This is a genomic window from Paenibacillus sp. MAHUQ-45 (assembly GCF_058133325.1).
In genome coordinates, this window is the sequence record NZ_JBYUPV010000003.1 from 373,918 (window position 1) to 400,663 (window position 26,746).

The window sequence follows — 26,746 nt, forward strand, 5'->3', positions numbered from 1 at the left end:
AATACTCTTATTCTATATGCCATTTATTAAAATTTTCTAAACAACAGGAATAAATCCAGGGTAGCATCACGCTAGACAGGAAACTAAACATTGACTATAATTGATACTGATTATCATTATCTTTGTTAAATAGTTATTACACAAACACTGCCCAAATGGGTAGTGTTTTTTTCTAGAGAGAAGGGAGCCCGCAGGCTATGCTAACACCGGTCAAGGCAAATCAATTTCTCCAAGGTGTACTCTACGAAATCGTGGAAGCACGCCAAGATTCTTCAGTACCGGCCTGGGCGAAGAGCGAACCATTGGCTCATCATACGCTTTTATACATCGCACGCGGTAAAGGTCAATTGTACGTTGATGGTCAGCAGCACCAGTTGGAACGCAACTCTTTGCACTTGTATCGGCCGGGAACCCGTTTGCAGCTTACAGCTAGCAATATAGGGGAAGAACTGCAATTCTACTGGATTGCTTTTGATATCTATCGATTAATGGAAAGGGACATGCGTCGCAGAGAATATATTCGAGAGCTTGAATTCCCGCTTCAAGGCCACATCTCAGTCGGCGGTAGCCAGTTCAAGAGACTCTTTTACCTCATGGTTGCGGAAGGAAAGCTTGTGAACGATCGGAATCCTTTTATAAGTCAACAGTACTTGCACGATATGCTGGATGGAATATTACGGTATGCTGAGCCTCAAGCTCCCAACGATATGGATATCCGGTTGAAGCTGACGCTCGATTATTTGCAGAATCATTACCGTGAAGATATTCGGATTGACAAGCTGGCAGAGATGGCCGAGCTGCATCCGTCTTATTACTCCCAGGTATTCAAGCAGGCTATGGATAAGTCCCCGGTGGTTTTCCTTACGCATCTTCGGATGAATAAAGCCAAAGAAATGCTGCTTCAATCTGACAAGACCATTCGGGATATCGCTGTGGATGTCGGGTATAAGGATGAGTTCTATTTCAGTAGACGATTTAAAGAGTCCAGCGGTTATTCGCCAAGGGCTTTCACAAAGAACAAGGACAAAAAAGTCATTTCGCTCTCATCGCCTTATACAGATCATTTATTCACGCTTGGCTTAATTCCAAGTGCAGCTCAATTGCATCGTCATCTTCCCTCGAGCACTAAAGGTCTCACACTCCCTGAGCATGCCAGAGATCCATGGGGAATTAGCCGGGAAGTTTTTCTATCCGAGCAGCCGGATCTGATCTTGTGTAAGGATAACGTACTGTCCAAAGCTCGGGAACACATCAATGATGTCGCCCCGATTATAGCCATTCCGTGGGCAAGCCAGGATGTGTACGCTCATCTAATGATCATTGCAGAACTGGTTAATAGGGAGGCAGAAGCGGTACGGTGGCTACATAATCATGAACAGAAGGCTGAAAAATACCGCAAATCGCTCCGCTCTATCGTTGGTGAGGGCACTGTAGCGATATGCGTCTGCCGTGAGTCTGAGCTGCGTATATACGGGGCAAGGAATATCGGACATGTCTTCTACCGCTCCTTGCAGCTCACGCCTCCTGAGAGAATTCGAAAAGAGATGGAAAGGCATGACATCGGCACGGTACATAGCTGGACTGCGATATCCCCTGATGAGCTAGGGGAGTATGAATCTGATTTTTTATTTTTTGCGGTGGAGACGGAAGGGGACAAGCGCCGAGTCCTTGAACTACAGAAAACGAATCCGGTCTGGAAGCGGCATGCCGCGGTCAGAAGCAGACGGGTCTATTTTATCGACTGGGAAAAGTGGATGATCTATGCTCCTTGTGTCATTAACCAGCAGTTGGAGGAAGCTGCTTCATTGCTGAGCCGCTCTGCGAGCCTTGCAGAAATCTAAAAAAAGTCCATGTTCCGATCTTGGATATTGGCATGTACCTATCTGGGAAGTCAGATATAATAATTAAGTGATAATGATTCTCATGATCATTAGGTGAGGGGGAGGCTTTCGTAGCGCAGTCCTATGAGATTAAATCGAAGTATCTTTAAGTTTCTATGGTTTATCACCGCAATAGCAGGATTATTGCTTACGATCTTTCTGGCGATTTCCTTTGGCGCCAAGGGAATGACACTGGACACCGTATGGTTGGCCGTCTTTCAATATGATCCTTCGCTAACCAATCATCAAATTGTGCATGAACTGCGACTTCCCCGGGTTCTTGGTGCGGTTGTAACGGGGATGGCTTTTGCTGTGGCGGGCGCAATAATGCAGGGTGTAACGCGCAATCCGCTGGCAGATAGCGGCATCCTCGGTGTCAACGCAGGCTCCGCCTTTGCGGTATGTCTCTGTTTTGCTTTTATGCCAGGACTCTCCTATTGGGGACTCATTATCTTTTCATTCATGGGTGCAGCTATGACCACTTTATTCATCGTGCTGCTTGGTTCCTCAACCCGGGGCGGACTGACCTCCCTAAGACTAACCATCGCCGGGGCCGTTGTTGCTGCGATTCTTCATTCACTGAGCACAGGTGTCGCGATTTATTTCGAATTGAGCCAGGATTTGGCCTTTTGGTATGCCGGCGGTGTGGCGGGAGTGAATTGGGAGCATTTGCGCATCCTGACACCGATAGTCTTGATAACTATCCTATGGGCGATTAGTATGGGGCGGCCAATTACCTTTATGTCGCTCGGAGACGAAACCGCCGCTAATCTGGGAATACATACGAACAGAATTCGTATCCTGGGGCTGATTGCTGCTGTAATTCTGGCCGGTTCATCCGTAGCTGTAGCTGGTTCTATAAGCTTCGTAGGTTTGGTTGTGCCGCATATCGCCCGTCGTGCAATGGGAGTGGATTATCGTTTATTGATTCCATTCTCAGCCCTACTCGGAGCGATATTGCTTGTCTGGGCTGACTTTGCCTCACGAATGGTGAATCCGCCGCAAGAGTTCGCCATAGGTGCAATGGTAGCGATGGTTGGGGTCCCGTTCTTCCTTTACCTGGCCCGTAGAGAGAGGAGAGACCTCTAGCGTGGAATCTAATATAACAGCTGTGGAGACAAAAAGGAACAAACGCGCACTTTTTGTAAGTAGTATTCTGCTGCTGCTTGCTATAATCATTACTATGATTAGTCTTAACACAGGAACTGCTTCCTTAACCCCGCTAACTGTGTGGAAGACGCTGCTAGGCTATGGCACTAGTGATGAACAAATGATTTTATTTGACTACCGTTTGCCGCGGATTATCGTAACGATGCTGGCTGGAATCGGACTCGGGATCGCGGGTGCGGTATTTCAGGGCACGACACGTAATACACTTGCCGATCCAGGCATTCTCGGAATTAATACTGGGGCAGCGTTGGGACTGATCATCTTCGTCTCTTTCTTTCGGACAATGGAAGGGCCTGTTGCCCTTTTGATTCCGCTGTTTACCTTTGTTGGGGGGACGGTGAGCGCGCTAATTATTTTCCTGTTCGCGTATGACCGCTACAGAGGATTAATGCCGATTCGCCTCATCTTAGTTGGGATTGCTGTAGCCGCCGGGATTAGTGCCGTTACACTTTTACTATCCTTGAAGCTGGATGATAAGACCTATGCCTTCACAGCGCGCTGGTTAGCAGGAAGTGTCTGGGGTAGGGATTGGATACATGTAGGTGCGCTTCTGCCATGGATTGCTGTACTTGTTCCGTTAATCTATAGTCGCTCCAAAGCGCTGGATCTCTTCGTGCTTGGCGACGAAACCGCCTACAGCGTGGGCAGTCATGTTACCCGAGAACGGCTATCCTTGCTGGGCATGGCTGTTGCACTCTCTTGCGCCAGTGTGTCGGTTGCGGGTGGGATCGGATTTATTGGTCTGGTCGCTCCCCATATTGCGAGACGTCTGGTTGGTCCACAGCATCGCAATTTTCTTCCGGTAGCAGCGCTTATCGGCCTGGTCATTCTGGTTACAGCAGATACGATCGGACGATCGATTTTTCGCCCTAATGCCATTCCGGCAGGTGTGGTGGTTGCCGCAATCGGCGGCCCTTATTTTCTGTATTTATTGTTTAAAACAAAATAAAAGATTGAACGTTCTGGAGGAAATGAATCAACATGAAAAAACTCACTTTAGCTATAATCTCAATGATGTTGCTCGCAGTGTTAGCTGCCTGTGGAAAGTCTAACGAAGCGACAAGCACAGCAACAGCAAATTCCGAAGTCACTTCGGATTCAGCGCAATCGGAATCGGCTTCACCGACACATAGTCCAGATGCCAAAATCGCCTCCATGTCCATTCACATCACCAACAATCTACTAGCGCTGGGCATTACTCCTGCTGGCTCAGTAATCGGTGGTGATCTGAAAGATTTCCTGCCCCATGTGGCTGATCGACTGGAAGGTGTGACCAAGCTCGGGGTGGTAACAGATCCGGATATGGAAGCGGTACTAGGGTTAAAACCGGATGTAATCTATATTGATAAAGTCTATTCCGGCGAGGATTTGCCCAAGTTCGAGAAAATCGCCCCAACGCTGACCATTGATATGGATAGTGGAACCTGGCGTGATCATCTCTCACGGATTGCTGAGCATGTTGGACGCGAGAAGGAAGCCCAAGATTTCATTCAGGATTACGACGCCAAGGCCGAGCGGGTCAGTGGATTGATTAAGGAACAGTTGGGTGAGAACGCGAAGGTAATGGCTATCCGAATGACGGCGAAAGAACTTCGTGTGATGGGGACAAAACGTCCGCTGGGACCGATCATGTTCGAGGATTTGAAGCTGAAGATGGCAGATGGTGTAGAGAAAATCCCAGCTAGCGATCCATACCAGGTAATTTCTAAGGAAGTGCTCCCAGATTTTGATGCCGATGCGATCTTTGTGATCATTAGTAAAGGAAACGAAGCCAAGAGCAATTTCGAAGAGCTGGAGAAAAATCCGGTCTGGAAAAATTTAAAGGCTGTTAAAAACAATCATGTCTATATGCTGGACGGGCAAAAGTGGTTGGATTATTCCTCCATTGGCCAAAGTATGGCACTTGATGATGCTGAACAGCTGTTTCATAAGTAATTTTTGAAAAGAAGAGATTGTCCTTTCAGTTTCGTAGAAGGGGCAGTCTCTTTTGTGTTGAGGGGAAAAGGTATAATTGAAAAAATAAATCGTTTTTCCGGTGAACTGCGTCTTACCTTTAGAACGAGGGGGAGTGATGGTGGAAAATACAATAGATAAGATCAGAGAGACAGATTTTGCACTGTCAGAGGAAGAAGCCTTTTTTAAACGCTGTCTCAGATGGGCCTCTAGAAACTAAAAAGCTGCTACCGAAACTTATCGGAGCAGCTTTTACTTAGATGCCCAGCACGGGCATCATCTCTAAGGTGAAAGTCCTGAAAGGGAGCTTGCACAAACCTACCGTCAGCCAAGGACAAGAGTGTGTCATGAGGCGGAATATGAGGGTAAAAACCATGGCCTGTGAACGGCTTCCCGCCTCAGTGTAGATGTTTTTGCTATTTAAAACTAAATTGAGCTAAAAGCAAACATAATTTCTGCTTCACAAACGAGTTCATTGTTAACCGTAGCTACACCTTTACCTTTGACGATCTTTCCTTTGATGCGAGTTACATCGAATTCGAGCAGGAGGTGGTCACCTGGCTTTACTTGCCGTTTGAAGCGACAATTATCAATGCCCGTCAATAAGCCTATTTTATGCTCATCGCTCACTCCATTAGACATTACGATCCCACCGACCTGTGCCAATGCTTCTACAATTAAGACGCCAGGCATAACGGGATAGTCGGGAAAATGACCAAGAAAATAAGGTTCATTGACGGACACATTTTTAAGTCCAACAGCTCTCTTTCCTTCATCAATTTCCAAGATTCTATCGACCAGCAGAAATGGATATCTATGAGGAATCATCTTTTTAATGCTTTCAATATCAAACATGAACGGCCTCCTAGGAATAGTGTAATACTATTTTATCTCGATTTGGAAAAATTGACCACGAAAATCCGTGTATGCTGCGTGAACCGGTTGTTTTGATGAGGTTATTTTTGCAAACACCTGATATTGACAGTGAGCCATTTTCACAAAAAATGTTTTATAAATCCGCTCCATTATGCAAATCCTATTTAGAAGAAGCCTGCGCTCAAATTCTAACAGGAGCTGATAACAGTTATGGCGAAAAAGCAATGCTTATTCTGTGATCAAATCGTTCCATTGGAAACCAGTGGGGATTATGATAAATTTATTGACTGCCATTGTGCTCCGGGGGATTCTTACCGTTTGCTCCGTGGCAGCTATGAAACCGTTAATGCATTGTCCCATCAGGACAAGCGGCAGCTTTTCCCCATTTTGTCGGCATATATTCGGGAGCAGATTGATCGGGGAAATCAAGTGGTGCTGGCCGCCGGGGAGCTGGAGTCGATCGCCAACTCACCGGACATTCCGGCCACCATCGAGGAGAAGGGAGCGCGCTTCCTGCAATATCTGTACAGACATTCAGAGGCGGCAGGCGAAGCGGTGGTTATCCAACCGTTGGCCAACAGCTATAATATAACCTACTCGCCGAACCTACAGGAACTGGTCTATATTATAGATAAACTCGCTGGCGAAGAGCTGTTGGTGCGCGAAGGGATGAGCTTCAAGCTGACGGACAAAGGCTGGGCGGAAGCTGCCGCAAGAGCAGGTGGAAGAAGGCTTAAGCCATGCTGTGTCCTGCTGTCGGCCGATCCGGTGCTGCTCGAAGAGTGGTCGACTCATGTGCTGCCCCGAATTGAACAATGCGGGTACAGCCCGCAAGTATTCAATGCAGCGGAGCAAGACCGCCGTGAAACCTATGCCCTGGACACCATCGCCGCAAGCAAGCTGATCATCGCGGATGTGACAACTCATTCACCAGAGGTCTATTTGGGAGCAGGGTATGCTCTTGGACAGGACATTCCGGTGCTCTGGACGATGAAAAGTGTTCATCATGAGCATGGTCCACTTCTTCCAAGCGAGATACGTCTATTGCTCTGGGACACGGCAGAAGAGCTGGCAGCCATTCTGCTACAACGATTGAGTCGTTAATTGTTCGCGCCAACTCCTCCTGTTTTCCAGTTTTATACACCCGAATAAGCCATAAATCCGCCGTCTACAGGAACCGTAATTCCCGTAATAAAGCCAGAGGTCTCTTCATCGGCGAGCCAAAGCAGTGTGCCGAGCAGGTCCTCCGGCTGACCGAAGCGACGCATTGGGGTATGGGCAATAATTTTCTGCGAGCGCTCTGTTAGCTCTCCGTCTTCGCGGATCAGCAGCTTCTCATTCTGTTTGGTCAGAAAAAAGCCGGGGGCGATCGCGTTCACGCGGATGCCCGCGTCTGCGAGATGGACAGCCAGCCAACTCGTGAAATTGTTGATGCCCGCCTTGGCGGCGCTATAAGCTGGTACCTTGGTCAACGAGGATTCAGCGCTCATCGATGAGATATTGATGACAGCAGCACCTTGTCGTCCAAGCATCTGAGTGGCAAAAATCTGGGTAGGAATCAGAGTTCCGATCAGATTGAGATCAAGCACTTGCCGAAAACCCGGAACACTGAGATCGAAGAATGAATGCACGTCAGGATTATCCAGATCCCCGGGCTCATAGCTCTCTTTCGTAGTATTGGCCGAGGCATCATTGCCACCGGCACCGTTGATCAGCAGATCGCAAGGACCCCAGCGCTGCTGCACCTCATTAGCGGCACTGGCTACGCTATTCTTGTCCGTTACATCACAAGCAATTGCGTAAGCCTGCCCGCCTGCCGCTTCAATCTCGACCTGCAGAGCCTCGCCTTTCTCTAAAGTACGGTTAAGAATGGCCACCTTCGCGCCTTGCCGCGCCAGTTCAAGTGCCATCGTACGGCACAAGACACCCGCCCCGCCTGTAATCACCACTACTTTTTCTGCCAGTGTAGGATGTATTGCCAGCTTGCCCATAAGAATCGCTCCTTGTCATGTGATAAGTTATTGTGCTTATTTGGTACTGATCCGGTAAGCGGAGGGAGAGACTCCCGTATTCTTCTTGAAGCTTTTGGAGAAATGCGCCAGCTCCATCCCAACCTGCTCGGCAACGCTGGAGATACTGGAGTCCGAATAGGAGAGAAGCCGCTTGGCATACTCTATCCGTTTGAGCTGAACATACTGCATGGGAGGGACCCCGACGAATTTTTTGAAATAAGGAATAAAGTAATTCGGATGCAAATGCACAAGCTCGGCAAGATCTTCAACCTCCAGCGGCCAATTCAGGCGTTCATCAATAAAATTAAGAACATTGGCCAGCTTGCCCTGATCCCCGGTCTGAATGAATTCCTTCATGAAGTCCTGGTACCCGCCAGATTCCAGACATAGGGCCAGGAGATTCATCAGCGAAGCCTGGGTACGCATTTTGGAGAAGAAATCGTTCCGGTGAAAATTGTCGATCATCTCGGAAAAAATCTTTCGCACAGCGTCCCGGTCCGGTGCATCGCTGATGTACAGCTTGCCTGCGGCATGGAACAGCGGCCATTCCCCGATGCGGGCATCGAAATGACAGTAATAACGGGTGTATGGATTGTCACGAGAAGTATCCGTGGTCTGAGTTGTACCTGCCGGCATAATCATTAACTGCCCAGGCTTCGGGTAGTAGGTCATTCCGTTAAGTACCACCTTGCCCTCGCCCTTGTCTATGTAATAGAACCGGCCAAAGGAGGGTGTCTCATTGGTCCGGTTCCAACCGGGATATTTGGTGCTGACTTGGGCATAGGATACGTTGACTGTCAAATTTTCCAGCATACCACTTGTAAGATTGGGAGGGGTATTCATCATCAGGGCTCCTTGTGAAGCGTTCTAAATCCATTATAGCGATTATTGTGGATTTATCTAATGTATCTTATTTATTTACAAAACAATCTTAATTCCTGGCATGTTCACTTTCCGTCAGTCGTTATATTCTCAAGTCATACTTATGAACAGGGAAGTGATCCACTATGCCAACCGTACGTTATGGAATTATTGGAGTAGGGAATATGGGCCGGGCTCATGCGATTAATCTATTGAGTGAGATCAAGGGCGCGGAGCTGGCTGCAGTCTGCGATATTAGCCCGGAACGTCTGGAGTGGGCCGGAGAACATTTACCGGAAACTGTGAAGCGGTATAGCAGTCCTGCGGAACTGTTTGCAGCGAAGACTGTGGATGCTGTACTCATTGCGACACCGCATTACGACCACCCGACGCTGGCAATTGAGGCGCTTAACGCAGGATACCATACCTTGATTGAGAAGCCGGCAGGCGTTTACACCAAGGCTGTGCAAGAAATGAACGAGACGGCTGCATCTCATCCCGAGTTGAAATTCGGCATTATGTATAACCAGCGTACGAACCCGCTATACCAAAAGCTGAGAGACCTGATTCAGTCTGGTGAGCTTGGTGAGATCCGACGCACCAACTGGATCATCACAGACTGGTATAGGACGCAGAGTTACTATAACTCCGGTGGCTGGCGGGCAACTTGGGGTGGGGAAGGCGGCGGTGTACTGCTGAATCAGGACCCGCACCAGCTTGATCTGTGGCAATGGACGACCGGCATGATGCCGAAGCGTGTGCGTGCGTTCTGTCATTTCGGCAAGTACCGGGACATTGAGGTTGAAGATGATGTAACCGCTTATGTGGAGTATGAGAACGGGGCTACGGGTCTGTTCATCACGACAACCGGAGAAGCACCGGGAACGAACCGTTTCGAAATTACAGGTGACAATGGGAAAATAGTGGTCGAGAACGGCAGCCTGACCTTTTGGCGGTTACGCACCCCAGAGCCGAAATTCAATGCGGAGTACGAAGAGGGCTTCGGCGCGCCGGAAAGCTGGAAATGTGAGATTCCGGTGGAGCCGGGCGGCGGTGAACAGCACAATGGCATTCTGCGGAATTTCACCCGTGCGATCCTGCACGATGAGCCATTGCTGGCTCCGGGAGAAGAAGGCATCCGCGGCCTGACGCTTTCCAATGCGATGTATTTATCTTCTTGGACCGACAATTGGGTGGAGTTGCCGATCGATGCTGAGCTGTTCCATGAGAAGCTGACTGAGAAGATTGAAAGCTCTACTTTTCAAAAAGCAGCAGCCGGCAATAAGACTCTTGATGTCAAAGGCACCCACTAATCTACTATCATTCAGGAGATGATTCCCTATGCAACATTCCAATATCGCATTGCAAATGTATACCTTAAGAGATTTCACCCAAACACCGGATGAGCTCAGAACAACTTTTCAGAAAGTGGCGGCCATCGGCTATACTGCTGTCCAAGTATCAGGTATCGGACCGATTGACCCGGTAAAAGTGAAGGAATACGCTGACGAGGCTGGCTTGAAAATCTGTGCCACCCATGTTTCTTGGGACCGCTTGGAGAATGATCTTGACGCGCTGGCTCGCGAACATCAGTTGTGGGATTGTAAATATATAGGTCTTGGCGGGCTCCCGGATCATTATCGTACCAGTCAGGAAGGTTATCGGACATTTGCACGGAAGGCCTCGGAGATTGCCCGTCGTCTGAAGGAAGAATACGGCCTGCAATTTATTTATCATAATCATGATTTTGAATTTGAACGGGTGGATGGTGTCACAGGAATGGATATCCTGCTGAACGAGTCTGATGCGGAGCATTTCGGGCTTGAATTGGACCTGTATTGGGTGCAGGCGGGCGGTGGCGATCCAATCGAATGGACACACAAAGTAAAAGGACGGATGGGCGTTGTTCATCTTAAGGATATGGCCATCGTAGAGAGAAGGCAGACTTTTGCCGAATTGGGTGAAGGAAACATGAATTATAAGGGGATTATTGAAGCCTGTCGTGAGACGGGTGTGGAATGGTATGTAGTCGAGCAGGATGCGTGTCGGCGTGATCCTTTTGAGAGTGTGACGATTAGCCTGGATTACTTGCGAAGCTACCTTCAGGGAGGGTCCAAATGAACCGCAAGGACGGGATGAATTATGCCCCTCGCCACGCGGCCAAGCCGGTGGTGCAGTCCGGAGAATTCGTGATTGCAGCAATAGCGCTGGATCACGGTCATATCTACGGGATGTGCAACGGTCTAATCGAAGCTGGGGCACAGCTGAAATGGGTGTATGATCCTGATCCTGCTAAAGTGAAGGTCTTCATGGAGACCTACCCAGGGGTAAGGGCTGCCCGATCAGCGGAAGAAATTCTGGATGATGCTGCGGTTCATCTCGTTGCGGCCGCTGCGATCCCTTCGGAGCGCGCTGCGCTCGGCATGAAGGTCATGGCGCACGGCAAGGACTACTTTACAGATAAGACACCGTTCACGACACTAGATCAACTGGCAGCTGCCCGGGTTCAGGAGGAACGGACCCGGCAGAAATACATGGTCTACTTCAGTGAACGGCTGCATGTGGAAAGCGCAGTTTATGCCGGGCAGCTGATCCGCGAAGGACGCATTGGTCGGGTGCTTCAAGTTATAGGTATGGGGCCGCATCGTCTCAATGCGCCAAGCCGTCCAGATTGGTTCTTCAAGCGGCAGCAGTATGGGGGGATTCTCTGCGACATTGGTAGCCACCAAATTGAGCAGTTCCTGTATTATGCCGGCTGCCAGTCTGCCAAAGTGTTGCACAGTAAAGTGGGCAATTACAATCATGCCGACTACCCCGAGCTGGAAGACTTCGGCGATGCAACGCTTGTTGGCGATAACGGTGCTACCCAGTATTTCCGTGTAGACTGGTTCACCCCGGAGGGCCTTGGCACTTGGGGTGATGGACGAACGATGATCCTCGGGACAGAAGGATATATTGAATTGCGCAAATACACCGATCTGAGCCGCGCTAACAGCGGGGATCACGTCTTCTGGGCGGATGCGAAGGGCGAGCATTACGAGCATGTCGCAGGCAAGGTCGGCTTTCCTTTCTTCGGCGAGCTGATCCTGGATGTTCTGAACCGGACTGAGCTCGCCATGACTCAGGAACATGCCTTCAAGGCAGCAGAACTGTGTCTCGTTGCTCAGGACCAGGCAGTCAATCTGACGCCGGACCAATTACGTTAGCGCAGGCAGCGCGGAAGGAAGAGCGAACCATGCAAAATACGAAAAAGCTTGGCGCAGCGATTATTGGCTGTGGTGCCATCTTTCCTCTGCATGCTCAAGGTTTAGCCGGGCTGCAGAACGTAGAGCTTCTTGCCGTTGTAGATAATGATCTATCCAAGGCCGAACAGGCCGGACGTGAATACAACTGTTTGGCAATCGATGATTATCGAACCATCATCGACAACGACGATATTGATGTAGTTCATCTGTGTACCCCGCACTACTTGCATGCGGAGATGGCGATAGAGCTGCTCCGAGCCGGTAAGCATGTACTGACTGAAAAGCCTCTGGCTGATAGTCTGGATGCGGCTCACCGCCTGCTTGAGGCAGCAGCCAGCAGTACAGGGCAGCTGGGCGTAGTGTTCCAGAATCGCTACAATGACCCATCCGTGCGTATCAAGCAAATTATCGAATCCGGTGAACTGGGGCGGCTGGTCTGCCTGAAAGGCGTCGTTACTTGGCACCGGGATGAAGCCTATTACCAATCCAGCAGCTGGAGAGGTCGCTGGGCCACAGAGGGCGGAGGGGTCCTCATGAATCAGACCATTCATACTCTAGATCTTCTGCAATGGTTCGGAGGCGAAATTCGCTCGGTACGGGGAAGTGTGACAACAGATGTCCTGGACGGCGTAATTGAGGTTGAAGACACCGCACATGCGTGCATTGATTTCAGTAATGAAGCCAGAGGGCTTTTCTACGGAACGAATGCTTATCTGGTTAATTCACCAGTAGAGCTGGAAGTGGTCTTCGAGCACGGAACGCTGCTGCAACGCAGGGATTGCCTGTATCTCTGGAAGGATGAACAGGAGACACTCCTCTGTGAACCATCAGCCAAATCCGCAGGAGCTAAATCCTATTGGGGCACTGGACATTTCCGGTTGATCGAGGATTTCTATAACCACATCCGTGAGAATCGGAAATTCTGGATCGATGGTGAAGAAGGCTTTAAGGCGATGAAGTTGGCGAAGGATATTTATAGCTCATCTAATGCGAGATCCTAGAAGAATTTATGATTTCATATCCATGTTAGCACGTATTCAGCAGGCCGCGATAATTCGCGGCCTGTTCATTGTATAAGCCCAGTAACCGAAACCTCTTTACCGGAATAGAATAACAAATGGAGAATCAGCATTTCACATTCATTAAAGAGGCGGGAGGATTACTATGGCTTCCCCTGGAAGGAACAAAAAAACAACGGTTTCATCTAACAGATCAAAGAATGGAGCAAGTGCAGAACGTTCCATTCAGGCACTCCTTAATGGTGGTAAGAACTTGGAGATCATTGTTGCAGCCTTACTCTTAACCGGGAAGCTGAATGTCGATTCGGTAACTATATTCAAGCAAGCTACGCTGCTTGTCGGGCTGACTGGTAAATATAAAACGCTGATTAAGAACACCAATGTGGACAATATGGTAAAGTTTCTTAACGACAATGGTGATATGACGATCGACGAGGTACTTCAGGCTTTTACACAGAAGAGCCAAAAAGGCTAGAAGAGATCAAGACGATGGCGAGCTAATTACAAGCAAAGGAGCAGGTGAATAATGGGCGAAACTGTTGGTCCGGATTTTGGGATGTGGGTTATTTTTTTCATATTGTTTGGACTATTTTTCTTTGGCTCCACCGACATCGAGAATCTTTCTAGTCAACCGACAGAGGCCTAGTCTATGTAAGGCGTCCAGCATGTAGCTTGATCCATATTGACCTCGGCAGTTAATTGTGTCTTTAATATAAGTAGATACATGACTGGATAGAGAGAGGACTTATAATGATGGAACAAGCTATGTTTGCTGGAGGATGTTTTTGGTGCATGGTCACCCCTTTTGAAGAGTTGCCGGGCATTCACGGTATCGTCTCGGGATACGCTGGCGGACAGACAGTTAATCCTACTTACGAAGAGGTCAAGACAGGAGAGACAGGCCATTACGAGGTTGTACAAATTACGTTCGACCCCGCATTATTTCCATATGAAAGGCTGCTTGAGCTGTTCTGGCCACAGATCGATCCTACTGATGATGGCGGTCAATTTCAGGACCGTGGTTCCCAGTACCGGACAGCGGTTTTCTATTATAATGAGGAACAACGCTTGGCGGCTGAAGCTTCCAAGGTAAATGTAGCAGCCAGCGGGCGATTCGAAGGACCCATTGTGACAGAGATTCTGCCAGCACCGGTCTTCTACCGTGCGGAGGAGTATCACCAGGATTATCATAAGAAGAACCCCAAGCATTACAAGGAGGACCGGGAGCAATCCGGCCGTGACACCTTTATCGAGAAGCACTGGTAATCAAAGAGAAGTAATATTCGTTGTCTATTTCGGAGGGAGTTTGAAGGTGTGAGCAGAACATTGCAAAGTATTTTGTTTGATCTGGATGGTACGTTAACCGATCCGAAAGAGGGAATCACGAAAAGTGTAGCCTATGCCTTGAACCAACTAGATCATCAAGTAGAGGACCTGGATACGTTGCTTCCTTACATTGGACCGCCATTATACGATTCTTTTATCGAATTGAACGGTTTCTCGGAGGACAAGGCTCGCCGTGCCGTTGAACTCTACCGTGAGCGCTACAGCACCATTGGCAAATTCGAGAACGCCGTTATTCCAGGTATCCCTGAATTGCTGGAGGGATTGAAGGAGCAGGGATATCGTCTGTATGTTGCTACCTCCAAACCGACTGTGTTTGCTGAGCAGATTATCGAGCATTACGGACTTGCCTCTTACTTCAAGCATGTCGTAGGAAGTAATCTGGACGGAACGCGTTCCAAGAAGCAAGAAGTGATCCAATACGTTCTGGATCAGAATGATATCGCTCCAGAGCAGGCAGTGATGATCGGCGACCGGAAGCATGATATTATCGGGGCCATAGGCTGCGGTGTGGAATCTATTGGCGTCCTGTTCGGATATGGTTCAGAAGAAGAGCTTAGCAGTGCCGGTGCGGATCACATCGCCAGCCGGGTGGAAGAGGTTGGGGAGATTATCGCCTGCATTCGTGAAGTTGGAATCGTAAGCGGAGTCTAACCAGCATATTGTGTAGAGAAGCGAGAAGCCCGAAATGGGCTTCTTTTTTTACTTGAATGCACGATTTCAGCATTTTTCATACAGAGTTGTGAACTAAGGATCATGAGAGTTTTTTTGTACTACAACTTCATTTTTAAATTTGAACTATTACCATAAGCTTAGTGGGCAGTAAATGCTGCGCTATAGTTAAGAACGATCAGAGAGAATGTGGTTATGCGTTTATTCGAGATGATATATTTCACCGATGCCCAGCTATTCTCTCCGCTACTTCGATACCACGGTATTACGGGTAACGTTAGCGAAAAACACGGGGCAGATATCGTGAATCGTTACGTTTTGGACTTCTTCAACAAGGAATTGGAAGGGGCGGACGAAGCCCTGATCAGCGGTCAGAATGCATCATTTCCCAAGGTGAAATTCCAGCGTTCTGGCAGGGAAATTGTAGAATAAAAAACTAGTTGATTTCCCCCCCTTTGGTAAAGCATACTTGGTCTTGGAAGACCATTTTCTCAAGTTCTATCATCCTACCAAAGGGAGCGTTGGATTCACATGTGGCCTACACACCTTGATGAACTGTCAGGCGAAGCTATACGACTTGTTCCAATGGAAAAAAGTCACACTGCCGGGCTGGCTGCTGTATTGGCAAGTCCTTCAATCTGGGAGTATACCTGGAGGCAAGTCACTACGCCTGAGCAGATTGACCAATTACTATTAACCGCACTCACGAACAAAGAAAATGGCACAGAGGCTCCTTATACTATCTTCGATAGGGCTACTGATCAAATCATCGGCACGACCCGTGTTCATCACTTGGACATGAATCACCGGAATGCGGAGATTGGTTGCACCTGGATCGCTCCTGACTACTGGCGTACAAGGGTCAACACCGAGTCCAAGTTCCTGCTTCTTCAGCACTGCTTCGAAGAACTGGCACTGGTCCGCGTGCAATTCTCAGTGATCGGCAATAATCAAAGGTCCCAGCGTGCTGTTGAACGGATCGGCGGGGTTAGAGAGGGCGTACTGCGTAATCACCGTCTTCGCTCCAACGGTACCGTGCTGGACAATGTCATCTATAGCATTCTCGATTCAGAATGGCCTACCGTCAAAGACAACCTCCATTACTTGTTGAATCATAAATACTAATTCTATTATGTGAAATTAAAATTCAAACAGAAGACTAGGTGGTATTCTGGTGAGGTTAGGGCGTAAGGATGCAAATTCCTCATCCCCTTTCCCAGTCTTCTTACAGTGAAATTGGTCCATCACCTCAACTAAGAGCATTTTTGTACCTTATTTTTCTTGAATAAAGATAAATAAGGGAAATAAGAGCATTATCGTACCTTATTTTAGGGAAAATATGCAGAAAGACCTGTTTTGGAAGAATTAAGGTACAATATTGCCTTTAATTCCTACTAACTCGTAACTGCAGACGAATTAGGGTACAAAAATGCCGTTAATTTCACTTCGGGAATCAGTAATGTAAACTCTCTTTTTCCTGGCTTTGTTTGTTATTTTAATGTGTTCTATAGAGCAGTAATACTCAATTATGCTATAATAGAAACATACATTCCCGTATGCTAAGAGGTATGCTGCAATCTCCAACCCATATTGCTCCCCTTCGAGGGGCGGATATGGGTTTATGTTATTTTTTTGGAGGCTGATGGAACTGATGGATTTGCTAGAGGAGAGATTTGGTAGGAATCGCACCCAAAACATAGAGTGACTTTAAAATGGTTTGAAGAAGAAATCATTAGGATTGTTTATACGTACCGATTCGATTACGAACGTAACAATGGGTTCAGTGTACTAGCGACGGCTATTGAAGAGCTGGTGTCCGAAGGATTTTTAACACCCATCAAATCAAGTCAGAAAACCTATAAATCACCTTTTATACATACTGCTTATTGGTTAAACGAAAACGCTCCTGCATCAGGTAGCTGGAGTACGTCTGCTATGCTGAGAATGCAAGAGTTACTCGATCTTCATTTCTACGACAAACATCCTGAAACTCAGACAGAAGAGAACTGGGCAAGGATAGAGCGGGTGTATTCTTTTCTTCGTATACTAACAGACAGAGAACTTGTTACAAGAGAGGAACGATTGCTAGCAAAAAATCTGAGAGTGCCTCAGGAAATCTTAAACTACGAAGTGATGGCGAGGTTGGCTGAACGATGAACTGGTCTGATTTTGGTGAGCGGAATAAACGGCTGAATCCCTTGTGGAATCTGGGTGCTGGTATGAACCTTGGGGAGATTCATCCTTATAAAGAGATGCTGGCGCTAAGCGTTCTGCTGCAAGTCTATTATCTGGAACTAGAATCTAATGAGAGACGGTCCAAAGAGGATATTATTTCGCTGGCTTGGACTGCGCTGGAACGGTTTAATATAGCCCTGTTAGGTACAACGGAATCTGTGGAACGTCTGGTAGACGGTTTGCTGTGGAGCGGGAACGGCGGGGATTTTGAATCCTGGTATTACGACGATGCGACGCGGCAGATGACACTGCAGAAATATAAATATTTTACGGTGGATGAGGATGCAACGCGGAGTAGCTGGGAGGAGAACGGGAAGACGATCTACCGGCTCTCGGAGTACGCGATGGAGCTGATCTTCATGAGCCACGAGATTATCGATGAATTCCAGATCAGCATCAAGCTGCTGGAAATTCAGATGCATATCAAGCATGGCCGGGTGACCCGGGCGCTGCAGGATGTCAATGAGCTGATCTCTCGTGTACGCAAAATGACGCAGCAGCAACAGGAATACCGGAACGCCCTGCGCCGTAATCCGAAGCATATTTTCAGCGAATACGGGGTATCGCGCCACCAGCGGCTGGAAGAGATTCATCAGCAGTTCGATGAGGAGCGCAGGCACTTTGACAACATCCACCGCTCTTTGGCCCGGCTCGCCAATGATGAGAAGGATGTCATCGATTTTAATGAGATTCGTCTTTTGTCGGAGCGGGTGGAGCTGTCCAGGCGGGTGCATGATGAGCTGGCCGAGATGGTTCTCAATATTTTCGAGGTGGAGACGAATCTGCGGCTGAATTTCCCGGAACTGTTCTGGGGCGCGACGGGCTTCAATTTCCGTACACATGTATGGGAGGAATGGGTCAAGGAAGAGGGATTACCTGCCGGGGACAGTCTGGAGCTGATGATCGCCGGTCTGTTTGCGCCGAATCAGGATTTTGCTTATCCTCTGCCATGGGCTTGGGAGGAACAGGACGTTGGTTTTATGCCTGAACTATTGATGGATGAACTGGAAGAGGAAGAGCAGGACTTGTCTCCACCGTATGTTGCCAAAGGCATTCCTTGGGCAGAAGTGACCGAACTGTGGATGCCAGTATTTCATACCTTGGCAGAGCAGGGGACGTTTACATTCTCGGCGGAGGCATTTACAGCAGAAGAGCAACGCAGATGGGCTACTACTCCCGATGCGGTCGATCTATGGATTCAATTCTTTCACACCGACATTACAGTGCAAGAGCAGGAGGATAACAGCGGCAGTGGGAATGACGAATGTCAGCAGTTGATCGCGCGTTTGTTAACGGGCAATCCTCATCTAGAGGTGCTGCGTGGTAAAAAGCTGCGGACGTCGATCGCTGTGGAAGGGTCGCAGCGTGTGTTCTGGCCTGGTCTCGATATCAGTCCATATGAGATTACGATTGTAGAATAGAAAGGTGAGAAGCACATCATGAGTTATTCACTGGAACAAGTGCAGCAGGCGTCACGGCTGTTTTTTGAGCTGCTCCGTAAAAAGGTACTGCCCCTCGATGATCCCGCCGCCGCGGAATGCTTGCAGGATACCGCCTCATATGACGCACTCCAATATGTAGCGAGAGAAGCGGGCTGCCGGGTGATGAACTCCGGGCATCGACTTCACCTGCTGGTGAATCCGCTGGGTTCGGTATTTGCTACAAACTTTACGCAACTTAAGAATAAATACTCGCGCATCGAGCGCAAAACCCATTTACATACGATTAATATCATCATCCTAGTCTTCCTGGCAGAAATGGATCAGGACGAGACGAACTTCAAGCCGGGACAGGACAGCATGTCATATATTCAGATTGCCGATCAGGTATCCTCGTTATTTCAAGCCTGGATTCAGATGGATGAGGACGGCCGGTTCAGCCGCCAGTGGCAGCTTGATATCCAGGCCATGCACAAGGTATGGTCCAGTCTGTATATGCAGACCAAGAGCCAGGAGGAGAGCGATCTCTTGTCGAGAGGTGCCAATTCGCGGATCGGCCTTATTCATGAAGGGATGAAGCTGCTAGAAGAGGAGAAGCTGGTCTTTATCTCCGAACAGGAGAAACGGATTTTCCCGCGTGAAGAGCTTTATGAGAGAATGCGCTACCTGTACCATGATGTCGATCGTTATCAGGAATTAAGAGGCTTGATCGGCCGGACTTTGGCGGAAAAGGAAGGTGAAGTCCATGCCACGGATTGAACGCATTCGGATAACCGGACTTAAATATGAGAAAATGCTCAAGAAGTATGACGATATGGTGCTGGATCTGTGCAACGAGGAGGGACCCGCCAATACGCTGATCACGCTGATGAACGGGGGCGGGAAAGGGGTGCTGCTGCAATCCATTTTCCAACTCCTGATCCCGAAGACACCATGGGGAAAAGATAGCGAGAACCAGGTCGAGGCTTTTTTTCATAATCATAAAAAACAGCTCAAGCCCTACACCTTCCACGTGGCGATAGAATGGCGGCTCGATAACAGCGAACGCAACGAATATATCACGACTGGTATCGCTATGACGGCGCATAACTCGCTGGACCAGCAGGATATCAAGGTCGATTATCTGCTATATGCGTTGCTGGAATACGGTGAGGGTGCTGAGCTGAATCTCTCCACCTTACCGCTCTATGATGAGACCACTCGCGAACCGGCAGACTTTGAGACCATTCAGCAATTGGTTCGTGAACGTCGCAATGAGATCCTGCCATTTGGAAGTCACAGCTCGGATATGAAGAGATATTATGATTTCCTGGCGGTTAGGGATATACATATCGCCGAATGGCGCAATATGCGTAGAATTAACGGGGAAGAAGGCGGAATCAAGGGTTATTTCAAAAAGCATGATGCCTTCACGAACCACAACGTGTTCGAGAAGCTGATCATCCCCGAGATCGGTGCCAGCCTGAACGAAGGGTTGAAGGAAGACGATAACTCTCTGCAGCGGATGTTCATTGATGCGGCAACGGTAGCGCAGCGCCTACCTATGCTGGAGCAGCGGGAACAGGCGTATACTGAGTTTCTAGGCATGGCCGGTCCACTGTATGACTTGGTTGAACAGGGAACTGCTGCAGATGAAGCTGTACAGGAGACGGAGCTGCTGGGTCGGCAGATGTTCACCGTGATTCACGAGGAACTGAACAGTACGGAGGCGGAGCGCCGCCGGATCGCAGACGAACTGGCAGGGCATCATCAAGAGGCGGACCAGCTTCGTTTCGAAGGGGATAATCTCAAGTATCTTCGCAGCAAGGACGAGCTAGAGACCAAGCAAGCGGAGTTCAACACGCTGAGCGATCACCAGAATCGTGCACGCACCCGGCTTACTGACTCCAAAGAAATGGAGAAGAAGCTGGAGATCGCCTACTCCCTTGCCAAGCGTAAGCTCCAGATATCGCAAATAGAGCAGTGGCAGAAGGAAATTCAGGCCATTGAAGGCTCCATGGAAATGAAAGAACGCCAAGAAGTAATTCAGGAGACGAAGGAGAATCTGCGACAGCAGTGGGATGTTGTTGCCCGTTTATGGCAGCAGACGCTTAGTGGTTTTGCAGCTTCTCTACATTCACTTACCGGGGAAGAAGAAACGCTGCGGAAGGAGCGGGATGAATCCCTGCGGGAATTGGCTACTCTTGATGTTATGATCAATGACCTGACGTCAACCATCCGTAAGTATAGCGAGGATATGGGTACCTTTGCCGCCAAGTATGGATCGGAAGCTGCTCATGCGCCCGGCCCTGCGCTTCAGCGATCGCTTGCCACCGTACAGGAACTGGAAGAGACGAACGCATTGTTGAAAGAGCAGGTCAGAGCAGCCGAAGAACAACGTTTGACGCTGCACACAACACATACGCGGCTTTCCGAGCAATTTGCTGCCAATGAACGGGACACCGGTGAGCTAAGTGTACTACTGGATACGCAGAATCAGCGGGAATCACAGCTGTGGTCACAGCTTGTCGTGCTGTTGGAACTGTATGAAGAGCATAGCCAGCTTGGAACTACAGCGCTATATGAAGTGAAAGAAGCCATAACCGCAAGGTTCCTGCACCGCATCGAGGAGACAGGGCAGCAGAACAAGCGCCTGCGCCGGGATTACTATCACCAACTACTGGATGTGGAGCTTCAGAATCAATCGTATTGGGTGCCCAATGGGGATATTCTGACCGTTAAAGATATGCTGGATAATTTAAAAATCCAGTCAGTAGCGGGCAGCTGCTACTTAAATGATCTTCCTTATCTGGCCCGGGAAGAGGAGCTAGAGCGGTATCCGCTCCTGCCTTATGCTCTGATCCTCACCAAGCGCGAAGCGGAGAAGATCCAGCCGGATATGCTGAAGGAAGTACTGCTGAAGTCTCCTGTACCACTATTTATCCGTGAGGATATGGCAGCTATGGATTCTCCAGCCTTAATGCTTCTGGCGAGCGAAGGGCCGCAAATGGTATTACAGCCGGAACGGTTTATGAACTGGAAGAATGGAATCACCGCTAAGCTCAAAGAACGAGAGCAGGAGCTGCAGGATGGTGAAGCGTATCTATCCAAGCTGAGATCTGCTCGTCAGGAGTATGAACGACTCTTCCAACTCGATAATACGTTGGTCCTGCGCACCAAGCTGGATGCCTTGACGCTATTGGATCAAGAGCTGCGTCAGAAAATTGGGCAGCTGAATGCTGAGCTACAGGATCACGAAGATCTAATACTCCGGCTAAGTCGAGAGATTGCGGAAGGCTCTACAGCTATCCTCGAACAGCAGCAGCGCCAGCTCGCCCTGCAGAGCTGGATCGAGCGGACCCGGGCGCAGGAGGAGGCGCGTCAGGAGAAGCAGAAAGTGGTAGATCGGAAGGGGGTGCTAGTCAGAGAGCTTGCAGCCCGAGATCAGCAGCTTCTCCAGCTTGCCGGACAAAGAGAGAACATGGCCGGACAGCGTGAAAAATGGATGGGCGATACGCGATATTCGCTATTCCCAAGGCTTCAGCACTGGTTCCCGGAGCTTGTATTCCCGGTTGATCAGCCCGCGCCTCAATTGACAGAGAACACAGCCCCAACTGCTGAGACTGTAGACCCTGCGGAACAGAATACGCTGTTGGAACTGCTCAGCACCGTGGAAGCTCTTCAGCAATCGCTCTCTCGCAGCGAGCTGGATATCCGTACTCGAGGGGCGCAGATCACCGCTGCCCGGGAGAATCTGAACGAGCTGGAAGCTACGCTCGGCGGGATCGATATCGGCTGGCGCAGCGCGCCTGAGCCGGTCGACAGTGCTGATTCCCTCATGGCGGCTAGAGTACGCCAGAAAGCCGATACGGCGATGCTGGAGGAGGATTACCAGCAGATCCATGATGACTATATCCGCTGCCAGACGGTGACGGATAGTCTGCTGAAAGAGCTGAGCAAAGCGGAGAAGGCCATCAAGATGAAGCATGAGCGGCCGATTGAAATCTGGACGGAGGGGCTGGATTATAAAGAGCAAGAGATCAGCCAGCGCATCCAGGACAACGAGCGCCTGTTTGGTCAATGCAAACGAAATCTGGAGCGCACGGACCGTTTGATCCAGACCTTATCGAATCAGCGCCAAATCATGAACGCCCATATCGAAGAGCGTGTGAACCTGCGCGACATTCCCGAAGAGGTGAAGCAGCGCGTTCAGGAGAGCTGTGAGACGTTCGTATCACAATGGCTGCTCCAGATCAAGCAGCGCAGAGACAAACGGGCAGAGATATCGAAGAGAGTCAAAGAGGAGAAGAACGCACTGAGCAGCAGACTCTCCAAGAGCGGGTGGAATGCTGAACTGGAGACTAAAATTCAGGATCGGCTGAACACCGTGCACTGGGACGATTTTCATATTGCTCGCCAGGTTCTGGATTCTATGCTGCGCAGCTCCCGTGATCAGATCGAGAGTATCCAGAGCGACAAGGAAGGGATGGAGCTGTCCCGCAAGCTGTGGGTCGGTCGGGCGGCCAAGCGTGTCATTCAGATTGTGGATATCATGAAGCGGATGGAGCGGCGGATGATCATTCATAATGAGAACCAGCATGCTTTTCCACTGGTTAAGCTGAGCTATAAGAATATCAATGTGCCGCGTGCCACCGACGATGTAGAACCGCTGGTCACGGACTATTTCAATCATTGTATCCAGGATCTGTTGAAGAAATATCCTAGAATGGAGCAGGTACCGGCTGCCGCAATCAAAGAAATCATTAACGACGGCCGGATCGTCTATGCCGCCTTCCAGAATCGCTTCCCTGTTCTCCAGGTGTATAAGCCGGTTACAGAGAATTACTTCCTGTATGCTGCTCCTGAGGAATACCATTATTCCGATTGGGAAGTCATCAACAGGGGGGCCTTGGATGAAGCGGTCGGCAGCGGTGGTCAGCGACAGTCCGTTCAGCTACTGGTAGCGATGATGATTATGACACACAAACGGGTGAACCGTGAGAACAAGGGCTGGACCGTCTTTTTATATGATAATCCATTTGGCGAGATGGTCTCGAACAACGTGCTGGACCCGGTGTTTGAAATCTCCAAGGCTCTTCGGTTCCAGTGGCTGATTGTTACCCCGCCGGAGCTGGTCAAGAATGATGTAAGTATTAGATTCGGTGTATACTGGCAGCTCTACTTTGGCGGTATCAAAGGGGATATGCTAGAATCAACGCTGGTTAAAGGAGGACGGAAGCTGGTCCCTTCAGCGCTGTTCTGATCTTTTGTACAAGCAGAATTATGAAACGAGGGTCCTTTACCTTCACTGAAGGCAGGGACCTTCGTTTAGTTTGTGAATTTGCAGCTCTATTGTTCACGGTTGAAAAAAATTAAATATCTGCTACTATTAATACATAGTAAACATATGGGAAAAATGATAATAGGAGTGAGAAGATGGGAAACATTTATCAAAGCTTAACAGAGCTAATCGGGAATACCCCGCTGCTTGAGATTTCCAGATACAGCGCCATTCAGAATCTGGAGGCCAGAATATTGGCCAAGCTTGAATATTTTAATCCTGCGGGCAGCGTGAAGGATCGAACCGGATATGCCTTGATCAAGGATGCCGAGGAAAAAGGCTATATCAACAAGGATTCTGTGATCATCGAGCCTACGAGCGGAAATACGGGGATCGGGCTGGCTTTTGCCGCCTCCAGTCTGGGGTACAGGCTGATTATTGTGCTTCCTGAGACGTTCAGTGTTGAACGCCGCAAGCTGATGCTGGCCCTTGGCGCCGAGATCGTGCTGACTTCAGGTGCGGAGGGCATGAGCGGCGCTGTCAAAAGAGCAGAGCAGCTAGCCGCGAGTACGCCCGGCGCGTTCATTCCACAGCAGTTTAGCAATCCGGCGAATCGGCAGATTCATCGGTCGACAACGGCCGAAGAAATCTGGCGGGATACCGATGGGCAGGTGGATGTTTTTATTGCCGGGGTCGGTACCGGCGGAACGGTCTCCGGTGTGGGTCAGCTATTGAAGGAGCGAAATCCAGACGTTCATATCGTTGCTCTTGAGCCGTATGATTCTCCGGTTCTTTCCGGCGGCGTTCCCGGTGCGCATCCGATCCAAGGGATCGGAGCCAACTTCATCCCGGACAACTATCGTCCAGAGTTTGTGGATGAGATTCTCCAGGTAAAAAGCGAGGACGCCTTTGCCACGGCAAAGGCGCTGGCCAAAACAGAAGGGTTGCTGGTCGGCATCTCCTCCGGCGCGGCGGTATACGCGGCGGCAGAGCTTTCCAAACGTCCGGAGTTTAAGGGTAAGACGATCGTGACGATTTTACCGGATACCGGGGAACGTTATCTATCTACGCCACTATTCAACTACGGAGAGTAATTTTATTCGAGATATCATTCATGGATAATTAGGGAACGGCAGACATCCTACGAGAGCAGGAGGCCTGCCGTTTCTTTCGTGATGCCACTATAGCCAAGAAGTGAAGTGCAGCCAAAATGAAGGATACCTGGAAACCTTTGTAGAATACAGTTACTTAACGTAAGCTCTGTAATTCAGGCGAAACTATTCCCGGAGCTCACCGTATCCGATAAAGAGAAGAGGAACATACAGGAGGTGCACTTATGAAGCATAAACCACTAAAAATCGCTTGGATTGCCATTATACTTACGATGCTGTTTCCCGTAATGAGCTTCGCTAAGGGTACATTGCCGGAGCATACCGGAGCTTTTTACGTGAATGATTTTGCGGGCGTATTGAATGACAAGACCGAGAATTATCTGGTGAATTACGGAATTAAGTTACATAGGAAAAATGAGGCGCAGGTCGTGGTGGTGACTGTTGATTCTACCGGAGGAATGCCGATCAAGGAGTATGCTACATCCTTGTTCAATAAGTGGGGCATCGGCTCCAAGGAGAAGAACAACGGGGTACTGCTGCTCCTTTCCATTAAGGATGACGATTACTGGGCGGTGCAGGGCAAGGGGCTTGTGAACACGCTACCGGATAGCAAGATTTCAGAGATCCTGTCCCAGCAGTTAGAGCCTGATTTTGCAGCCAAGAACTATAGCAATGGTGTCTATAAAACATATGGATCGTTCATTCAAGCGCTAGGTGGTACTTGGATAGAAACTGTAGGCAACAAGACATATGTTTCGGATAATGCCGGGGTGTTCAAGCAAGTCACGAAGGATTACCTTAATCAGTCCAGCAACAGGTATAAAGACACCACCGGGAGCGGGATTTATGTTGTCACAGTCAAGAATACAGGCGGAAAAACCTTGCAGGATTACACCTATATGAAGTTTGCCTCTGTAGGTGCGGGACCGAAGGATACGATGCTCGTGCTGGACATTGGGGGAGATGACTACCATGTGTTGCAGGGCAAGGATGTGGATCAGGTTCTGACCAATGAAGTAATCAAAGACATTCTGAATAGCGTCCTGGAGCCTTCCTTTGCCAAAAAAGATTATGCCGGTGGAGCCACAGCGACAGCGAATGCTTTCTATAATTTCTTCCTGTCGCGAGCGGACGTCTCACCAAGCGCGGCAACTGGTAATAAAGCATCCGCTCCAGCAACTGCTACACAAACTAAAGGGGTCAGCGAGAAATCCGATAATTCGGGAGTGTCTTCTGGCATGTTCAAGGTCTTTTTGGGAATCATAGGCCTCTTCATCTTTTCTTCCTGGCGGCGGAGCCGGAATCTAGCGAAGTATGGTGTACGACACAATCCCTACACCCGGCGCAATAGACATCGTTATAGCCGCTGGGACAGGGATGACTATCGTCATCATCGTTCCTCCTCTTCAAGTGGCAGCTCTTCCAGCGGACGCCGTTCCTCCGGGGGCAGTAACTGGGGCGGTGGCGGTTCATCCAGTGGTGGTGGCGCTGGGCGTCATTCCTCTGGAAGTAGTTCTTCGGGAAATAGCGGCGGCGGCGGTTCCAGCAGCGGCGGAGGATCGGGTAGACAATCTGGCGGAGGAGGTTCTTCCGGTGGTGGCGGCAGTGCAAGCAGCGGTGGCGGCGTAGGACGGCATTAGGGCAAATTCTTAGAGAGGTGGATGTATG

The 26,746-nt window shown here is 49.3% G+C and carries 24 protein-coding genes; 21 read left to right on the top strand and 3 right to left on the bottom strand.

Annotation, left to right across the window (positions count from 1 at the left end):
• Window positions 1–197: 197 nt before the first annotated feature.
• The 4 genes from AC3Y23_RS09005 to AC3Y23_RS09020 all read left to right on the top strand — a co-directional run bounded on the left by AC3Y23_RS09005 (window position 198) and on the right by AC3Y23_RS09020 (window position 4,985).
• Window positions 198–1,841, top strand: coding sequence for a helix-turn-helix domain-containing protein (locus AC3Y23_RS09005; RefSeq protein WP_379197851.1), 1,644 nt, complete (start codon window positions 198–200; stop codon window positions 1,839–1,841).
• A 123-nt stretch (window positions 1,842–1,964) separates the two neighbouring features.
• Window positions 1,965–2,969 (top strand): FecCD family ABC transporter permease, encoded by a 1,005-nt coding sequence (locus AC3Y23_RS09010; protein WP_379197853.1) that lies wholly within the window; start codon window positions 1,965–1,967, stop codon window positions 2,967–2,969.
• Window position 2,970: 1 nt separating this feature from the next.
• Complete coding sequence (locus tag AC3Y23_RS09015; protein WP_379197855.1) at window positions 2,971–3,999, top strand: FecCD family ABC transporter permease; 1,029 nt, start codon at window positions 2,971–2,973, stop codon at window positions 3,997–3,999.
• A gap of 32 nt (window positions 4,000–4,031) precedes the next feature.
• Window positions 4,032–4,985 (top strand): ABC transporter substrate-binding protein, encoded by a 954-nt coding sequence (locus AC3Y23_RS09020; RefSeq protein WP_379197857.1) that lies wholly within the window; start codon window positions 4,032–4,034, stop codon window positions 4,983–4,985.
• Window positions 4,986–5,429: 444 nt separating this feature from the next.
• Here the strand turns inward: AC3Y23_RS09020 and fabZ are convergent, their stop codons facing one another.
• A complete protein-coding gene (fabZ, locus tag AC3Y23_RS09025) occupies window positions 5,430–5,858 on the bottom strand; it encodes a 3-hydroxyacyl-ACP dehydratase FabZ (RefSeq protein WP_379197859.1) in 429 nt (142 codons plus the stop codon).
• A 71-nt stretch (window positions 5,859–5,929) separates the two neighbouring features.
• Between fabZ and AC3Y23_RS09030 the strand changes: the two genes are divergently transcribed.
• On the top strand, window positions 5,930–6,118 hold the full coding sequence (locus AC3Y23_RS09030) for a hypothetical protein (protein WP_379197861.1): 189 nt from the start codon (window positions 5,930–5,932) through the stop codon (window positions 6,116–6,118).
• The gene (locus tag AC3Y23_RS09035) at window positions 6,090–6,983 is read left to right on the top strand and encodes a hypothetical protein (protein WP_379197863.1); all 894 of its coding nucleotides are present in this window, start codon (window positions 6,090–6,092) and stop codon (window positions 6,981–6,983) included. The genes AC3Y23_RS09030 and AC3Y23_RS09035 overlap by 29 nt, the downstream gene beginning before the upstream one ends.
• A gap of 32 nt (window positions 6,984–7,015) precedes the next feature.
• On the opposite strand, the gene AC3Y23_RS09040 is transcribed toward AC3Y23_RS09035, so the two are convergent.
• Window positions 7,016–7,870, bottom strand: a complete 855-nt coding sequence (locus AC3Y23_RS09040; RefSeq protein ID WP_379197865.1) for an SDR family oxidoreductase — start codon at window positions 7,868–7,870, stop codon at window positions 7,016–7,018.
• 36 nt (window positions 7,871–7,906) lie between these two features.
• Window positions 7,907–8,737: an AraC family transcriptional regulator gene (locus tag AC3Y23_RS09045; RefSeq protein WP_379197867.1), complete on the bottom strand. Its 831-nt coding sequence runs from the start codon at window positions 8,735–8,737 to the stop codon at window positions 7,907–7,909.
• Window positions 8,738–8,898: 161 nt separating this feature from the next.
• On the opposite strand from AC3Y23_RS09045, the gene AC3Y23_RS09050 reads away from it, so the two are divergent.
• The 15 genes from AC3Y23_RS09050 to AC3Y23_RS09120 all read left to right on the top strand — a co-directional run bounded on the left by AC3Y23_RS09050 (window position 8,899) and on the right by AC3Y23_RS09120 (window position 26,718).
• Window positions 8,899–10,065 carry a Gfo/Idh/MocA family protein gene (locus AC3Y23_RS09050; protein WP_379197869.1) on the top strand — a complete coding sequence of 389 codons (1,167 nt, stop codon included), beginning with the start codon at window positions 8,899–8,901 and terminating at the stop codon, window positions 10,063–10,065.
• Window positions 10,066–10,093: 28 nt separating this feature from the next.
• Complete coding sequence (locus AC3Y23_RS09055; RefSeq protein WP_379197871.1) at window positions 10,094–10,873, top strand: sugar phosphate isomerase/epimerase family protein; 780 nt, start codon at window positions 10,094–10,096, stop codon at window positions 10,871–10,873.
• On the top strand, window positions 10,870–11,958 hold the full coding sequence (locus AC3Y23_RS09060; protein WP_379197873.1) for a Gfo/Idh/MocA family protein: 1,089 nt from the start codon (window positions 10,870–10,872) through the stop codon (window positions 11,956–11,958). The genes AC3Y23_RS09055 and AC3Y23_RS09060 overlap by 4 nt, the downstream gene beginning before the upstream one ends.
• Window positions 11,959–11,987: 29 nt before the next feature.
• Entirely contained in the window at window positions 11,988–12,998 is a 1,011-nt protein-coding gene (locus AC3Y23_RS09065; RefSeq protein WP_379197875.1) for a Gfo/Idh/MocA family protein, read from the top strand.
• Window positions 12,999–13,161: 163 nt separating this feature from the next.
• Entirely contained in the window at window positions 13,162–13,491 is a 330-nt protein-coding gene (locus tag AC3Y23_RS09070) for a hypothetical protein (RefSeq protein ID WP_379197877.1), read from the top strand.
• A 278-nt stretch (window positions 13,492–13,769) separates the two neighbouring features.
• Window positions 13,770–14,282 (top strand): peptide-methionine (S)-S-oxide reductase MsrA, encoded by a 513-nt coding sequence (gene msrA, locus AC3Y23_RS09075; protein ID WP_379198566.1) that lies wholly within the window; start codon window positions 13,770–13,772, stop codon window positions 14,280–14,282.
• A gap of 48 nt (window positions 14,283–14,330) precedes the next feature.
• Window positions 14,331–15,014, top strand: a complete 684-nt coding sequence (locus AC3Y23_RS09080) for an HAD family hydrolase (protein WP_379197879.1) — start codon at window positions 14,331–14,333, stop codon at window positions 15,012–15,014.
• A gap of 228 nt (window positions 15,015–15,242) precedes the next feature.
• Entirely contained in the window at window positions 15,243–15,464 is a 222-nt protein-coding gene (locus tag AC3Y23_RS09085) for a hypothetical protein (RefSeq protein ID WP_379197881.1), read from the top strand.
• Between the two features lie 99 nt (window positions 15,465–15,563).
• Window positions 15,564–16,157 carry a GNAT family N-acetyltransferase gene (locus tag AC3Y23_RS09090; RefSeq protein WP_379197883.1) on the top strand — a complete coding sequence of 198 codons (594 nt, stop codon included), beginning with the start codon at window positions 15,564–15,566 and terminating at the stop codon, window positions 16,155–16,157.
• A 576-nt stretch (window positions 16,158–16,733) separates the two neighbouring features.
• Complete coding sequence (locus AC3Y23_RS09095; RefSeq protein WP_379197885.1) at window positions 16,734–17,189, top strand: hypothetical protein; 456 nt, start codon at window positions 16,734–16,736, stop codon at window positions 17,187–17,189.
• Window positions 17,186–18,688, top strand: a complete 1,503-nt coding sequence (locus AC3Y23_RS09100) for a hypothetical protein (protein ID WP_379197886.1) — start codon at window positions 17,186–17,188, stop codon at window positions 18,686–18,688. Before AC3Y23_RS09095 ends, AC3Y23_RS09100 begins: the two co-directional genes overlap by 4 nt.
• A gap of 18 nt (window positions 18,689–18,706) precedes the next feature.
• Window positions 18,707–19,465: a DUF6063 family protein gene (locus AC3Y23_RS09105; RefSeq protein ID WP_379197888.1), complete on the top strand. Its 759-nt coding sequence runs from the start codon at window positions 18,707–18,709 to the stop codon at window positions 19,463–19,465.
• A complete protein-coding gene (locus tag AC3Y23_RS09110) occupies window positions 19,452–23,948 on the top strand; it encodes a coiled-coil domain-containing protein (RefSeq protein WP_379197890.1) in 4,497 nt (1,498 codons plus the stop codon). Before AC3Y23_RS09105 ends, AC3Y23_RS09110 begins: the two co-directional genes overlap by 14 nt.
• Window positions 23,949–24,121: 173 nt before the next feature.
• Entirely contained in the window at window positions 24,122–25,060 is a 939-nt protein-coding gene (gene cysK, locus AC3Y23_RS09115; protein ID WP_379197892.1) for a cysteine synthase A, read from the top strand.
• Between the two features lie 242 nt (window positions 25,061–25,302).
• Window positions 25,303–26,718, top strand: a complete 1,416-nt coding sequence (locus tag AC3Y23_RS09120) for a TPM domain-containing protein (protein WP_379197894.1) — start codon at window positions 25,303–25,305, stop codon at window positions 26,716–26,718.
• Window positions 26,719–26,746: the final 28 nt, after the last annotated feature.